The 14,087-nt window shown below is 67.6% G+C and carries 12 protein-coding genes and 1 pseudogene; 4 read left to right on the top strand and 9 right to left on the bottom strand.

The annotated features are described in order from the left end of the window. Positions 1-94: 94 nt before the first annotated feature. On the top strand, positions 95-352 hold the full coding sequence (locus HUW62_RS26520) for a hypothetical protein (RefSeq protein ID WP_163871112.1): 258 nt from the start codon (positions 95-97) through the stop codon (positions 350-352). Next, positions 339-1,358 (top strand): biotin/lipoyl-binding protein, encoded by a 1,020-nt coding sequence (locus HUW62_RS26515; RefSeq protein WP_163871113.1) that lies wholly within the window; start codon positions 339-341, stop codon positions 1,356-1,358. Before HUW62_RS26520 ends, HUW62_RS26515 begins: the two co-directional genes overlap by 14 nt. A gap of 88 nt (positions 1,359-1,446) precedes the next feature. Here HUW62_RS26515 and HUW62_RS26510 read toward each other — a convergent pair whose 3' ends face one another. The 5 genes from HUW62_RS26510 to HUW62_RS26490 are packed head-to-tail and all read right to left on the bottom strand — an operon-like array spanning position 1,447 to position 6,153. Next, positions 1,447-2,217, bottom strand: coding sequence for a hypothetical protein (locus tag HUW62_RS26510; protein WP_163871114.1), 771 nt, complete (start codon positions 2,215-2,217; stop codon positions 1,447-1,449). A gap of 4 nt (positions 2,218-2,221) precedes the next feature. Next, positions 2,222-3,130 carry a type VI immunity family protein gene (locus HUW62_RS26505; RefSeq protein ID WP_163871115.1) on the bottom strand — a complete coding sequence of 303 codons (909 nt, stop codon included), beginning with the start codon at positions 3,128-3,130 and terminating at the stop codon, positions 2,222-2,224. Between the two features lie 4 nt (positions 3,131-3,134). Then, the gene (locus HUW62_RS26500; protein WP_163871116.1) at positions 3,135-4,052 is read right to left on the bottom strand and encodes a PAAR-like domain-containing protein; all 918 of its coding nucleotides are present in this window, start codon (positions 4,050-4,052) and stop codon (positions 3,135-3,137) included. After that, positions 4,049-5,101, bottom strand: a complete 1,053-nt coding sequence (locus HUW62_RS26495) for a hypothetical protein (RefSeq protein ID WP_163871117.1) — start codon at positions 5,099-5,101, stop codon at positions 4,049-4,051. Before HUW62_RS26495 ends, HUW62_RS26500 begins: the two co-directional genes overlap by 4 nt. After that, positions 5,098-6,153 carry a DUF2169 domain-containing protein gene (locus tag HUW62_RS26490; RefSeq protein ID WP_240357184.1) on the bottom strand — a complete coding sequence of 352 codons (1,056 nt, stop codon included), beginning with the start codon at positions 6,151-6,153 and terminating at the stop codon, positions 5,098-5,100. Before HUW62_RS26490 ends, HUW62_RS26495 begins: the two co-directional genes overlap by 4 nt. A gap of 277 nt (positions 6,154-6,430) precedes the next feature. On the opposite strand from HUW62_RS26490, the gene HUW62_RS26485 reads away from it, so the two are divergent. Then, the gene (locus HUW62_RS26485) at positions 6,431-7,732 is read left to right on the top strand and encodes a TIGR02270 family protein (protein WP_163871118.1); all 1,302 of its coding nucleotides are present in this window, start codon (positions 6,431-6,433) and stop codon (positions 7,730-7,732) included. A 9-nt stretch (positions 7,733-7,741) separates the two neighbouring features. Here the strand turns inward: HUW62_RS26485 and HUW62_RS26480 are convergent, their stop codons facing one another. From HUW62_RS26480 to HUW62_RS26465, 4 genes and pseudogenes are all read right to left on the bottom strand, one after another. Further along, positions 7,742-7,972: a hypothetical protein gene (locus tag HUW62_RS26480; RefSeq protein ID WP_240357185.1), complete on the bottom strand. Its 231-nt coding sequence runs from the start codon at positions 7,970-7,972 to the stop codon at positions 7,742-7,744. A gap of 216 nt (positions 7,973-8,188) precedes the next feature. Beyond that, complete coding sequence (locus tag HUW62_RS26475; protein WP_163871119.1) at positions 8,189-8,983, bottom strand: hypothetical protein; 795 nt, start codon at positions 8,981-8,983, stop codon at positions 8,189-8,191. A 51-nt stretch (positions 8,984-9,034) separates the two neighbouring features. After that, positions 9,035-9,346, bottom strand: coding sequence for a hypothetical protein (locus HUW62_RS26470; RefSeq protein WP_163871120.1), 312 nt, complete (start codon positions 9,344-9,346; stop codon positions 9,035-9,037). A 913-nt stretch (positions 9,347-10,259) separates the two neighbouring features. Further along, a pseudogene (locus HUW62_RS26465) lies at positions 10,260-11,439 on the bottom strand (IS256 family transposase). 313 nt (positions 11,440-11,752) lie between these two features. Here HUW62_RS26465 and HUW62_RS26460 point away from each other — a divergent pair. Next, positions 11,753-13,408 carry a hypothetical protein gene (locus HUW62_RS26460; protein WP_176435970.1) on the top strand — a complete coding sequence of 552 codons (1,656 nt, stop codon included), beginning with the start codon at positions 11,753-11,755 and terminating at the stop codon, positions 13,406-13,408. The last annotated feature ends 679 nt before the right edge of the window (positions 13,409-14,087 follow it).

The raw sequence follows: 14,087 nt of genomic DNA, 5'->3' as shown, positions 1-14,087 counted from the left end.
GTGCAGGACGTGGCGGGGGAGGGGGACAAGCGTGCCTCGGCGGTGCTGGAGCTGCCTCGGGTGAAGGGCCACATTCGACGAGGCGACCGCGGCGTTGGATCCGCTGGCCGAGCAGGCCATCCACGACAGGTTGCGAGACATCGTTCGGGGACGCACCACGCTCATCATCAGCCACCGGCTCCAGACGTTGCAGCACGCGGACCGCATCGTGGTGATGAACGAGGGCCGCATCGCGCAGATGGGGACGCACGAGTCGCTGATGTCGGCGCAGGGCAAGCTGTCCAGCGCGCTCGCGCAGGCGACGCCGAACTGGAAGCGCCAGGGAGCGGAGGGGCCTCATGGCGGTGACTGAGGACTCCTATCGGGAGCTGTTGCCCATGCTCGACTCCCCTCGGACGCGGCGGGTGATGCGCGGGTTGTATGTCGCGTCGGCGGCGCTGTTCATCTTGGGGCTGGTCGCGCTGTTCTTCGTGGAACTGGACGTGGTGGTGCGAGCCCAGGCGGTGGTGTCGCCCGTGGGCGAGACGGCGCGGGTGCAGGCGCCTCGCTCGGGCGTGGTGGTGGACATCGTTGTGCGCGAGGGGCAGGCGGTGACTCAGGGGCAGGTGTTGCTGCGCCTGGATGACGCGCAGATGCGAGCGCGGGTGCGGCTGCTGGAGCAGCAGGTGGCGGCGGCGCGTTCGCGAGTGACGATGTTGGAGTCGCTGGTGGCCTCGCGGACGGAGGCGTACGGGATGCAGGTGCGCGTGCGCAAGGCGACGGCGGTGGAGACGGTGGCGCGGCTGGAGGCGGCGCGAGCGCTCATTCATGCTCGGGAGCAGGAGGCGGGGGTGCGCTCGCGGGATGCGCGGAGCGCGGAGCAGCTGCGGGAGAAGGAGTTCGTCGCGACGGTGGAAGCGGAGAATGCCGCGTCGCAGGCGGAGGTCGCGCGGGCCCAGGTCGTGGCGGCACAGGCCTCCGCTCGTGAGCTGGAGGCGAGCCTGGGACGGCTGGAGCTGGAGCAGCGAGGGCTGGAGGGTGACGCGCGCGTGGCTGCGCTGGCGGACGGTGCGGAGCTGTCGGCGGCGAAGGTGGAGTTGGCGCGCTACGAGGGGGATCTGGCGGAGACGCGGTTGGAGGCGGCGCGGTTGGAGGTTGAGGGACGGTCAGCCAGTGCGTATCAAGTTGGACGCGTATCCCTTCCAGGACTTCGGCGTGTTGCCGGGGGCGCTGTATCAGATGGCGGCGGACACCAGGCGGAGGCAGGAGGACACGCTGGGGGCCGCGCCCTATCGCGTGAACGTGCGAGTGGCGGAGGCACCGCGCTCGACAGCGGGGGGCACGCCGAAGCTGCGCCCGGGAATGACGGGGACCGCTGAGTTCGTGGTGCGGCGGGAGTGGCTCATCACCGCGCTGATGCGTCCTCTACGCGGCGTGGACAGCCTGGGGCACTGAGCGCTTCTGTGTTCAGTCGATGGTGACGTCGAGAATGGGGGCGACGCGTTGATGGAGCGCCGCGCACACGCCGATGAGTCCTTCGAGGGCGTCGGGGTGGAAGCGGCAATCCTCCAGCGACCAGTGGACCTCGTTGCCGGAAATCTCCACGTCCTCGGAGGGCAGGCAGCCACAGTCCTCCGGAGCCACGGGGGCCACGCCGTAGGCACCGGAGGCGAGCGCCGCGCCGAAGGACTTCAGCTCGGTGGACACGATGTCCTGCTGCTCGGTGGAGAGGGGGTGCGCGAAGGTGATGTGCAGCTCCCGGACATCGCTCTCGGAGTCCTCGATGTTCCACGAGAAGGGCTGTTTGGGTGAGGCCCGGGGATAGGGGTCGGTGAGCTTCGGGTCGACGCGGACCGGCTGCGGTGCATCTCCCGCCGTGGCGAGGCGCACGCGTTTCAGCGGTACGCTGGAATGGGCGGCCAGGAGGAGGCACAAAAGGCAGTGGCTCGCGCGCTCGTTGAGCGCCCACTTGTCGAAGATGAACCGCGCCGATTGAGGTGTCTTGCTGAACGTGGGCTGTGCCGGCTCGGGCCCGAGCGCGCCTGGGGCTCCCAGGGAGAGCGCGCCCCCGGAGGCGAGCAACCAGAAGGGGAACACGTTGTCCTGGAGGCGCTCGGCGTCCTTGGCGCTCAAGGGCTGGACGGCCTCGAGGACGAGGTCGACGGGCTGCGGGGCTCCCCAGGGATTTCTGGGGGAGACCTCGAAGACGAAAGGCAGAGCGTAGGGAGTGGCTAGCATGGGGTCAGTCCAGGTGGCGCCTCAGCCACCGTTCGCTGTCACCCTGCTCGATGAAGTTGTTTTCGAGGGAGTTGCCGGTGAACAGGCACACCGGCTCGAGCGTCTTGGCCAGTGAGCGGAGCAGGGGGAGGTTCTCCTGGCGATTCACGTCCCCGACTTCGGGCTTCGGGCCCGCCTGGAGCATGAGTCCGTGCCCGACTTGCTCGATGCCGATGCTCGCGTCGAGCGTGGCGCGGAGCTTCTTCTCCCCGCCGAGGGCCTCGAGCGCCGCGGGGCCGATGAAGTTGAGCCAGTAGGCGCCGCGGAGCTTCTCGCCGAGGTCGTAGCAAGTGTTCGCGCTGTTCGGGACATCATAGCCCGGATGCCGGAAGGCGAGCTTGCCCGCCTCGAGGGAATACCATGCTTGTTGAGATTCCACTCCCCAGGTGAGGGCGGGGGAGGCATAGCCACTCGAGTAGGGAACAAGGCTGCCCAGATGCTTGGCGAGTGCCCGCGCTGCCTGGATTTCTGCATCAGTCTCCGGAGCCCGAGGTAGGCGAACCTCCAGGTAGGAGACCTTCTGCCCAACGGCCTCGCGAAAGCCCAGGCACGTGAAGAAGTGGTCGGGATTGATGCTCTCGGGCCCCCCCAGGTCGAACGTGGACAGCTCGCGCGAGAGGGCTTTGGCCGGGTCGAGCTCTCTGCGGGCGGCAGCGAGTCTCTGGGGCGTCAGTGGTTTGTAGGAATCCGAATTCGCCCCCACGGATGCCCACTTCCTGCCCTCCTCTGGAGTGACTTCCAGCCAATGTCCGAATGCCTGTCCAAAGGCAGATGCCAAATCTCCGAAGGGTTTCTTGCAATAGAAGACAATGATGAAGCTATCTCGAAGAAATAGCCCACGACCGTCACGGGTCAGTCGAACTCGCTCGGACATTGCGTCACCAGAAGTGAAGGAGAGTGGGTTCCATCCCCGTCGCGGTCTTGTACTTCTCCTTCTGGGTTTTGGACATCTTGGGTTGGTCCTTGCAGTTGAATTTATAGTCGTAGACCTTGGCAATCTTTCCGCTATCGTCAAGGATGACGGCGTCAAGGCTAATGGGAGGCAGCTTCGCGAAGAAGGCCTTGCAGAAGGCGGCTTTCGGAGAAACAGGGTTCAACGCGGCGGCCTCCCTTCCCGCAGCCAGCGCATCCTCCCGTGTATGGGGATGAGGTGTCCCATCTTTCTTGAGGGGGACCTCTGACTTCACCTTGGCATTGTTGGCATCCTTGATGGCCGCATCGCAGCATGCGTGCTTCAAGGTCCCGAGTTTCGTGCAGATGCGACCCGAGGGCTTTTCGGGTGGGGGGAAACCCGCTTCCCTGTTGATCTTCTCGTTACACTCCTTCCCGATATCCTCCAGGGCAATCAGGATTTCCGCGCCCCCCGACGCCTGGTCCAGGCCCGACAAGGTCGCCGCGTTCGCGGGCGAGCCACCGGGACCACAGTTGTTCAGCATGGGGTCGCCGAGGAGCTGGACGTTCTTGCCCTCCACCTTGACGTCGAGAGAACCCAGGCCGAGGAACTTCGTGGGCCCATGGGTGTTTGCGGAGGCCATCCCGCCGCCCGTGCCCTTGCTGGCGGAGTCCCCCGAGGAGCCAAAGCTGGCACCCCTGATGGCGATGGCATCGCCCTTGATGGTGACGGAGGTGGAGTAGCCCTTGGGCGACTCCCCGCTCTTGCCCGTGTTGGGCAGCACCGTGGGAACAAAGGGCGCCGGCGGCCCCGGCATCTTGCACATGTTGGGCAGCGTCGCCGTCGCGGTTCCGGAGCTGCCTTTCGTGACAGGGGTCTTCGGGGCATTCACCAGGACGCTCATGCGCGCCTCGCCGGGTCCGAGCTGGATTCGAGAACCGCGGCCGCTCGCAAGCCGCTCTCCGAGCCACCCCAGACGAGTGCCCTGGGGCCCTTCGCGTACTTCCGCGCCCATGCCTGCGTCGCCAGCACGCACGACAGCGCACCCGAGGCCGCTCCGACGTCCCCCCAGCAATCGACGGGTGCGACGCAGGACGAATCTCTCAACACGCGCTGTGTCCGTAGCAGCGCGAAGCCCCACTCCTCGGTTCGGTACCGCTCGCCGTTGAGGTCGCAGTACACGGAGTCCAACGCCTCGTCCGGCAGTTTCAGCCCGCGGGTCGCGCCCTGGATGGCTCGGGCCAGGCCCTTGCCCAGCACCTCCTCATCCCCATGGATGAGCCGCGTCTCGGTCGCGGTGCCAACGCCACGCACCCGCGCCAGCGAGACGAGGCCCAGCTTCCGCTGGAGCGAGGAGCGAGCCAGGACGAGCCCGGCCGCCGCCTCCCCGGGAATGAAGCCCGTGCGTGCTCCCTCCCCTGCCAAGCGGAACTGGGACGCAAGCCAATCGAGCGAGTCCGCATCGTGATAGCTGTCCACGCCCAGCACCACACTCAGTTCCTCGCTGCCCGAGATGAGCCGTTGCTCCGCCACTTCGAGCGCCTGGAGCACCCCCGCGTGGCCCCGTCCGCCCAGCTCGACGCGCGGAGACCACGACCCCGTGCCTCGGTCAGAAGTCAGCGCCTCCACCATGGACAGGGCATCGGCCTCGGAGAACCCAGGTCGTGACTCCGGGAGTACGAGCAGGAGGCGTGGTGCCTCCAGGGTGCCAAGCTTTCGCCTCAGCTCCTCAAGCACGGCCGTCGCCAGCACCCTCAACCTGGAGAGGCCCTGCGTCCCGGCTTCGAGCAAACCGTCCCGCGCGCAGCGCAAGGGCTTGCCGAGCCCATTCACCATGAAGGGATGCAACTGGAGCCGACTGATGCCCGCGCGCACGGAGGCGGCGCTCTCCTCCGCGGTGAGCCCCACGGGTGTTCGCGCAGCGACGGCGACGATGTGCACGGAGGCGCTCATGTGAGGAAAGGCTTCTCCCGGATGCGGGTCTCATCCAGGAGGTCCACCTCCCTGGGAAAGACACGCAGCGCGCTCTGCCACACCATCTCCAGGAGCATCTGGTGCGCATCCACTCGAACGGTTGCCAGGCGCGCGCGGTGCTCGCGGGCGCGGCTTCCGAACCGGGTCGTCATCACGAAGTACAGCTTGGGTAACTCCAAGCGCAGCACGCCGCGAGGCGTCAGGTTCATCAACTCCAGACGCTCACCGCCCCGCAGGAAGCGCCCCAATCCCTGGTCGTGGGGAGCGCCGAGGGCGAAGCGCTCGTCATGGTCGACGGGAAGCAGGGGCCGCTGTTCTCGTTCCCAGGCCTCATCGAAGGTCCCCGCCAACTCACGGCGGGGAGACCAGCTCATGTCGATAGGCCCGAATCCCGCGGGGCCTCGTCGCGTGAAGTCGCCATCGGGATATTCGACGGTGTGGACGGGTTGGTCCTTCAGCCGCTCTGGCTTCGAGGCCACGCCCCGTCCCACGGGGTTGCGCGAGTCGAAGCGCTGCCCGCGCACCGCCGGGTCCCTCAGGTCCTGTCCGCCATAAGCCCATTCATAGACGATGGGGCTCTCGGTGAACGGGCGCGGCTTCGAGGGAGAAAGGCCCGTGAAGCCCTTCTCGTAGACCCGGGGCCCGTGCACCACGAGCGCCTTGTGGAGCTCCGCGACCCTCAATGCGACAGGGACGCGCGTCGCCGGTGCTCCTCCCGGGGCATGGGCGCTTGCCTCCACCAGCACATCCGTCGCGGGCTTGATGGCGAGCAAGTCCGAGTCCGCCCGCAGGCTGGACATGCCAGGCTCCCCTCGGTGGAGCGGGGTGAGCAGCGGCGGCGCCTGTGTGTCGGCGAGGGAGAGTCGTCCTTCCGATGTCACCTGGAATGTGGCCTTCACCGCCACCAACCAGTGATGGGCGCCGATCTTGTCTCGAATCCAGTTCTTCCCCACCGAGTACGAAGTACGGTTGTTGAGCGACCACATCGGCTCACCGGACACATCGAAGAGGGGAATATCGTGACGGAGCATAGCCAGTCGCCCAGGATGCAACGATAAGGGAAACCCACGATGCGCGCCCTGGACGCGGGGACCATTGACCTTGTCAGGGAAAGTTGCTGGTGTCTGTTTTTACGGCGAAGTTCCCGCGCTGGGGGGCTGGTGCATCATGAGAGTCTTTGCGGGGAAGCCAGCATCACCCTGCGGCGCAATGGCAAGGTGGTCCTGAAGGGCATCTACCTGGAGACTCACGACACCGGCGTCAATCACATCAAGGGTGGCACCGTTCAAATCAACCGAGGGCACCGCCATGTGGCTCGAGAGCATCAAGGAAGAGCACCTCCACGAGGCGTCCTTCCTCTGGGAGCGCTGGGAAGCCCTGCTCCACGATGCGCGCCTCACGTTGACAGACGTCGCTGTCATCGAGGAGCGGTTGCTCGCGCACCTGGACGGGTTGATGCTCGGCGGCGAGTCCGTGGCCGAGGCCCTCCTGTGGCCCGCCCTCGAAGGCGAGGACCCTGGCGAGGTCTTCACCGCCGCGTTCGTCACGCTCGAACAGGCGCCACCGCGCGCGCTCGACGCCATCCTGGAGCGCCTGACCACGGCTCCCAGGCCCGTGAAGAACGCCCTGGGGCGCGCCCTGGAGTCGAGCCTCGGCGAGTCCTGGGTCCCGCTGCTCCTCGCTCGCCTGGGCACCCTGGAGGCTCCCTGCGTCGCGCTGTCCCTGGACGTCCTGGCCTCTCGCCGCGCGGCCCGCCCCGAGCTCGCGTTCGAGTGGCTCTCGCATCCAGACGCGAGCGTCGTGGCCTCCGCGCTCCGAATCCTCGCGACGAGCACCACCGGGCTGCCGCCAGGAGAGCTCTCCCGCTGGCTCGCCGACCCGCGCCCCGAGGTGCACTGGGAAGCCGTGAGGTGCGGCCTGCAATCCGGCTCCCGCACGGCATGGAGCGCGTGCCGCGAAGTGGCCCGCGGAAGCGGTCCGTACACCCGGCAGGCGCTCGTCCTGCTCGCCCTGGCCGGAGAGGACGCGGACCTGCGGCACCTGCTCACGCTCACCGGGGACGAGAAGACCCGCGCGGAGGCGCTCTGGGCCCTGGGCTTCAGCGGGCACAAGGCCGCGGCCGAGGCCTGCCTGGAGCTGTGCGGACAACCCGCCCCAGTGGCCCGGCTCGCGGCGGAGGCCTTCGCCGCCATCACCGGTGTCACCCTCGAAGGTCCTCATGTGGCGCCGACGCAGGACGAGGACGCGCTGCCACCTCTCGACGAAGAGGACCTGGACGAAAGCCTCGTGCCCAGGCCCGAGGATTCTCTCCCCGTGCCCGTGTACCCCTCCCTCGCGGGCTGGTGGCGAGACGCGAGGAAGGACTTCGCGGCGGACGTCCGCTACCTCGGCGGGAAGCCCTTCGATGAAGGCGCGCTGCTGTCGGCGCTCTCGGATGGCCCCATGCGCCGTCGCCCCGTACATTCGCTGGAGCTGGCCCTGCGGACCCGGGGGGCGCACGTGGTCCACCCGTTCGCCTTCACCCGGAGGCAATCCGTCGAGCTGGCCGCCGCCCGGTCCGCGCGAAGCCGCATGCCCCTGGGCCCCCTGGCCAGGCTCGCCCGGGAGTGACGGGCCCGCTCACTTCGACGCGGGAGCCCCGCCACCCCTTCGAGCCTCATCCAGCGCGCTGAGGTCCACGAAGCCACTCAGGTCCGCGGAAGGAATGAAGCCCACGTCCTTCGCGTGGTGCGCCGCGGTGTTCAGCGCGGAGGACACCGGGTCCAGGCTCGGCTGCAGCCGCGAGAAGGCCCCCTGGAGGATGGGCGCCGGCAGCGGCTTCTGCGTGAGCTTGCCGAACGCCGAGTTCACCGGCAGGCGCGGAGTTCGTCGACTCCGCCGCCGTCGTCGACGGACGCAGGGTCTCCGCCCGCGCCTGGCCCGACCATCCGGCCTGGATGCGCGAGTTCATGAAGATCCTCCGCGCCAAGGCCCCCGCGACCTGCGCCCCTGAAACACCCGGGACGCCGAGGCGCTCACCCGAGCACCCGGCGTCCCCTGTACTTCACCGCGCACCCGCGAGCAGGCTCAGTCGCACTCCGCCCGCTGCTCGTTCCGGCGCTTGGTGACGCTGGTCAGCGTGTCGCCCTTCACCGTCACCGTGGTGACGTCATCGCCGCTCGCCACGGAGCCACACTCCGCCGCGCCCGCGCTGCAGCTCCGCGTCAGCACCAGCGAGCTCGCTCCAGAGCGCGTCACTCCCTCCAGCGTGCAGCGATACCCCGACGGCCCCTGGCGCACGTCCCCGGTGAAGTCCTCCTCGCCCACCGCGTCCGCCGAGCCCAGCAGCTCGCCCTTCTTCCCCATCAGCAGGAAGAAGTAGCGGGTCTGCGTGAAGGTGTCCCCGAACTCCTCGTCCGGAGCGGGCGCGCCGCTCTCGTCCTGGGTGAAGACGCGCAGCTTCAACCCCTTCGGCAGCGCCAGCTTCTCGTCGCGCGCCACCAGCGGCTCACCCTCGGCGCTGGGGCACTGGCGGTCCACCGCCTCCACCTCCACCTCGCGGGAGTACGCATCCGGCGCCAGCGCCTTGAGGTGCTCCAGCACCTTCGCCGCGTCTGCGGCCTCACAGACGCCCACCAGCCAGACCCAGAAGCCCGGCTTCAGCCCCGCGAGCGTGTCGCTGCGCACCAGCTTCGGATACCCCTGGGGCAGCTCCAGCTTCGTCTTCTCCAGCACCGCCTCGATACCACTCCACGCCGAGCGCTGCGCCTCCACGTCCGCCTGCGTCTTCGCCCCCTTCCAGATGAGCGCGACACTCTTCGCCTCCGCCCGGGCGCTCCCCAGCACGACCAGCAGACACAGGCCCATGAACCACGCACGCATGACAGCTCCCCCCTCTTCTCGAGAAGCCGCCAATGCTAGCGCACCCCCCGACTACCGCGACTGCGCGTCGTGCTTCTGCCGGGCGATGCGGCGGTCGAGCCGGTTCTGCTCGCGGTTGATTCGCACCCGCTCCCTCGCGTCCAGGCGACCGTCGTCGCGTCGCGCCTGACGCAGCTCCCGCTGGATGGCGTGGTGCTGACGCTCCAGCCGCACCGCCTCGCGCCCCGTGAGCTCCCCACTCTTCACGCCGTCGATGATGCGCGCCTGCTGGGTCGCCTGCCGGCGCTCCGCCTTCGCCGCGCTCGCCGGCGGCGCCACCATCAGCCCGAAACCCATCACCACCGCCAGGATGTGCTTCTTCATGTGTCCACTCCGGTTCGTGCCGGCTGTCTGCGTCTGGAGTCATGAACCCGGCCCGCGCCCAAAAGTTACGGTCCCGTGTTCTCGCGGGGTTACGACGCATAGGACGAATGGGAGGGTTGTTGAGGGTAAGTGCTGATGCGGAGGGGTCGAGGAGGGCCGCTGACGGGTGCCGCGGAGCTGTGGGCCAAGCAGAGGAAGAGGCGGTGCAGCCAGCTTTGGGCACACGCCAAGCCAGACGCCCCTCCAGCAAGGGGGCAGCAGGGGAGTGAGCTTCAGGAGCAGGGCGACTGCTGGAGCTTCACCACCACGCCAACCGAGGTGGGCCCTGTGCTGGGGCCCGCTGCGCAGGCCCAGAGGGCAGTCCCAGGTGCACCAGAATGGCGCTCACCCCACGGGGAGCTGTCAGGTACGCCAGCACCCGAGGCCTGCCGCCACACCTCACGCGGGCCCACACGTCCAGCGCGAACGTCCTGCGTAGCAGCCCCGCCCAGTCCAATCGTGGCGTGCACTCCTTCTTCGGCTCCTCCACCGTCGCGACAAACGACGGGCTCTTCTCCTCCGGCTCCGCCTTCTCTTGGGTGAGCGGACCGCGTGGGTCCGCACGCGCCCCTCGCGCCGGGATCAGGCGGCTTCGACCACGACGTCCCGGCACTCCCGGCTCTTGCTGAGCTGACCAAGCTCGAACCGGGCCGAGATGTTGCGCGCAATCTTCCCGGGCCATGACTCGGTAGGCGGCCTCCGTGGGGTGCTTCTTGTCGCTCGTCGCCGCGGGCGTCGGCGGCAGCCGGGCGTACTGCTGGAGGCTGCGGGCGCCGGTCGGGAGGAGGTCCAGTCGGACAGGGTCGGAGTCAAGTCCCGAATCTTGTGTAGTTGGTTCGGAGGGGGTTCGGGGGAGGAAGGCTCCTTGGAGGCATCAAGCAGCGGTGGTGTCTGGGGTTGATTTGAGCAGGGACATGTCGAGGTAGCGGCGGTCGTCCCAGACTCCGGTGACTTCCAGGGCGACGGCAGTGATGAGGCGCAGCGCGCTGGCGCGGTCAGGGAAGGCGCCCACGGAGCGGATGCGGCGCTTCACCTCGCCGTGGAGACGTTCCAGTCCGTTGGTGCTGCGCAGGCGCTTCCAGTGGGCCTTGGGGAAGGCGAAGAAGCAGGTGGCGGCGGCGAAGCCCTGGCGCAGGCACTCCATGGCCTCGGGCACCTGGCGTCCCAGGCCCTCCTGGAGGGCCTCCATTTGCTTCCTGGCGTCCTGGAGGGTGGGGGCCTCGAAGATGGCCGAGGTTTGCTTGCCCAGCCGCCCTCGCAGGCGCCAGGGCGCCTTGGCGAGCACGTTGCGGGTGAGGTGCACCGTGTAGCGCTGCAGCTGCGCCTCGGGCAACGCCTGCCGGGCCGCGGCGGCCAGGCCCGCGTGCCCATCGGCGATGACGAGCCTCACGCCCGTCAGCCCCCGCTCGAGCAGTTGGCGAAGCAGCTCCAGCCAGGAATCCGCCGACTCGCTGCCGCCCAGGGTGATTGCCAACAGGTGCCGGTGCCCATCCTCTCCCACGCCGTAGGCCACCAGGGCGGAGACGTTCTGCACCGTGCGCGCCCACCGTGCGTCGAGGAAGGTGGCGTCCAGGTAGAGGGAGGGGAAGGCCTGGGTGAGCGGCTGGGTGCGCAAGCCCTCCACCTTCTCTTCGAGGGACTTCGTCACCCGGCTCACCGTCGAGCGCGAGACCTCCTCGCCCATCAGCGCCCGTGTCACCTTGCCCATCTTCCGCGTTGAGACTCCCTGCACGTACGCGCTGGTAATCGCCTCGTCGAGCTCCTCGCTGCGCCGCTTGTAGCGGCCCAGCACCGCTCCCGCCAGCTCCGCTGGCCCGGGTCCGGGGCACCGCCACCTCCAGGTGTCCCATGGACGTCAACAGGCCGCGCAGGTAGCTGCCGTTGCGCTGGTCCTTGCGCCCCACTGCCTGCTGCCAGCGCCCCGCCCCCACCAGGCCCCGAATCTCCTCCTCCAGCAGCATCTCCAGCGTCATCCGGATGGCTCCCCGGAAGAGGTCTCGCACGTCGGTGCGCACCTCCTCGTGCGAGGGCGGGGCAAAGTCTGTATCGTTCACGGCGGGGAACTCCTCGGCCTCCTCGCCAAAGGAGGACCGTCTCGGTTGGTTTCACCGAGGAGCTTCCCTCTTTCCCGCTCGTCCCTCCTCGCCATCTACACACTTATAGGGACACGACCGGTGCGTGACTTCGCCCGGCGCTCGACACTGCGAACGTCGCGTGTCGTCTGGCCGCCGCCTGCTCCGCTCACCCCGCGCTGCGCCTCCGGCCGGTCATGCCCACCCCTGGGCCGCGTGACGGCCCTCGGTCAGGGGCACGAGGGGCTCGTCTCCCTCCCGGGTGCTACACTCGATACGTTCGAGGTCCACCACAATGCCTGTCGCCAAGATGACCGACGCCTCTCCGCTGACGGACCCCAAAGGGGCGACCGCTCCCCACCTCAAGGGCATCTCGGGACGCGCGGGCACGACCCAGCCCCTCACCGAGCGGTCCTACAGAATCCTCAAGGAGCGGCTCGACAAGCAGGAACGGTTCTCCCCCGAGGAGCCCATCCAGAACGGAATCCCCAAGCTGGGCTTGCTGCTGGACCGCGCGAAGCTCCCAAGAGCCATTGGCGTGAAGATGGCGGACCTGACCGAGTCCTACAGCCAGCAGATGTGGGCGTTGGTCGAGGCCGCGCTCTCCGTCGAGCGGGACGAGGACGAGCCGTTCGGCCCGGAACTCGAGGGCGTGCTTGAGAAGAGCCGTGTCACCGCGCAGCGGTTCCAGGGGGCCCTGGATGAAATCGAACAGTGCTTCGCGCTTCTCCGCCAGGAGAGCTCCGAGGCCATCCGGAACGCGGCGGCGGCCATCTACGGCATGAACACCGACGACGACACCAAGTTCCAACTGATGAACGTGCTGTTCGACCGCTACGACGTCGCGTACAGCCACACCATCGAAGACGACGTGGTCACCGCCTATTTCTCCACACTCACGCCCCGACAGACCCTCCTCCCTCTGCTGAAGGGGTCGAATGTCTACAGGAACAAGAAGAACACCTTCGCCCATCTGCTAGCGGTTTCGACCAAGAAAAACAACTCCGATGAGCGCATGACCTGGGCAACGACTGCGGGGGGCACCACCATTGAAATGAAGTACCAGGTCCCTCCGAAGTTCGACACCAGCGTCTTCAGCGACCATGCGGGCTTCGTCTCCAGATTCTCATGCCAGGGGGCCCCGCCCCTCTTCGTCTATTATCACTCCCTGGAGCACGGGCATCAGCACACCAATACCCGGACCGCGTGGAACTATGGCTCCCATTCGAGCCTCAATTTGTTCAAGCAGGGCTCGGGGAAGTTCGACCCCGAGAAGTCCTCCAAGCTCGCCGTCCACGACCATCGTGAGGCCTTCCTTGGCAGCCTCTATCAGGAACTCGATTTCCTGCTCGGCATCGCCCGGAACGAGCAGGCCAATGTCCTGGTCGTCGTAGGAGAGTGCTCGCTCGCCATCCACGAGGGCATCCTCGAGAGCATCCTGTACCGCGTCCAGAACGATCTGGACATCAATGACATCCACCGTGTCTCCGCGGACTCGCTGAACGTGTATGGCGCGAGGACCCAGGCCCAGGGCTTCGACTTGAGGTTCGAGAACGCCAGCAAGTCCGAGTACAAGGGCGGGAAGCTTGTCGCTGGCATGGGCGTCCACGCCTTGACGGGGTACCTGCTTCTCAACACGAGCAACCCATCCCCCGGCATTGAAATCGAAGCCTCGTTGCTGACCCTCGTGGACGGCACCCGACAGAATCTGCTCACTTTGAAGTACGGGCCCCATGATGAATTGCACGCAATGACGCACCTCCTGAACGGCAAGGAGGACGCGCTCGCCGTGGAGTTGAGAAACAGCGGCTATGTGACGGTGGGTGGGGACTTGAACAACCTGACCCTCGGCACGGAGTTGGTAGAGACTTGCGACAGGGAGGGACGTCGCTTGAGCATGGGCAGCAACTCAACCTCCACGGAGATGTACGACAAAATCGTGATCCTCTGACTCGACTGTGGCCGAGCAAGCTGGTTGAGGATGGCCTCCGCGAAATCAGACCGACGACTCTCCCACGCTTCGTATGGGTCCTCTCCGGGGAGCAGGCAGATGCGGCAAGCTGCCAGCAGGGCGTCTCCGTTCCTCCCCCAACCCCCTTCCTGAGCAACTACCCCCGATTCGGGACTTGACCAGGTCAGAACACGTCGCGTCGATTTCGAACCCCGCGAGCACACCCAGCCCCAGCCTCGGATAGGTGAAGGTGGTCGTCGCGGTGACGTCGGCGTACGCGAGGAACGGATGCCAGGAGCCCTGGACTCCGAGCACCGCGGTGGCGCGCGCGAACCGGAACCTCGTCTCCACTCCCACCAGGCCCCCCAGTTCTCGGTCTCGATGGTGTCGAAGTCCGGCACGGGGCGGTCCACCGACACGAAAACAAACTCCGCGCCGGTCCCCATCCACAAGGGCAGGCTTCCACGCCGCGCGAAGAGCATCGCCGAAGTGCTCAGCGTACGCAGGCGGATGCGCTGTTCGCCGGTGTCGTCGAGGGTTGGCGCGGTCGCGGCCAATGACAATCGTGCGTCGAGATCGTGCACCAGCTCCACGCGAGCCCCGAGCGCCACCCCCCAATGCGACCTGGTCCTCGCCCGAGGAGGTCCGCACCGGTCCCCGTGCGCCGAACGAGAACCAC

Origin of the sequence: Myxococcus sp. AM011 (genome assembly GCF_013372595.1) — a bacterium.
Taxonomy (GTDB): domain Bacteria; phylum Myxococcota; class Myxococcia; order Myxococcales; family Myxococcaceae; genus Myxococcus; species Myxococcus eversor.
Note: the sequence above shows the minus strand (reverse complement) of the source record. Positions and strands in the feature narration are given on the sequence as shown.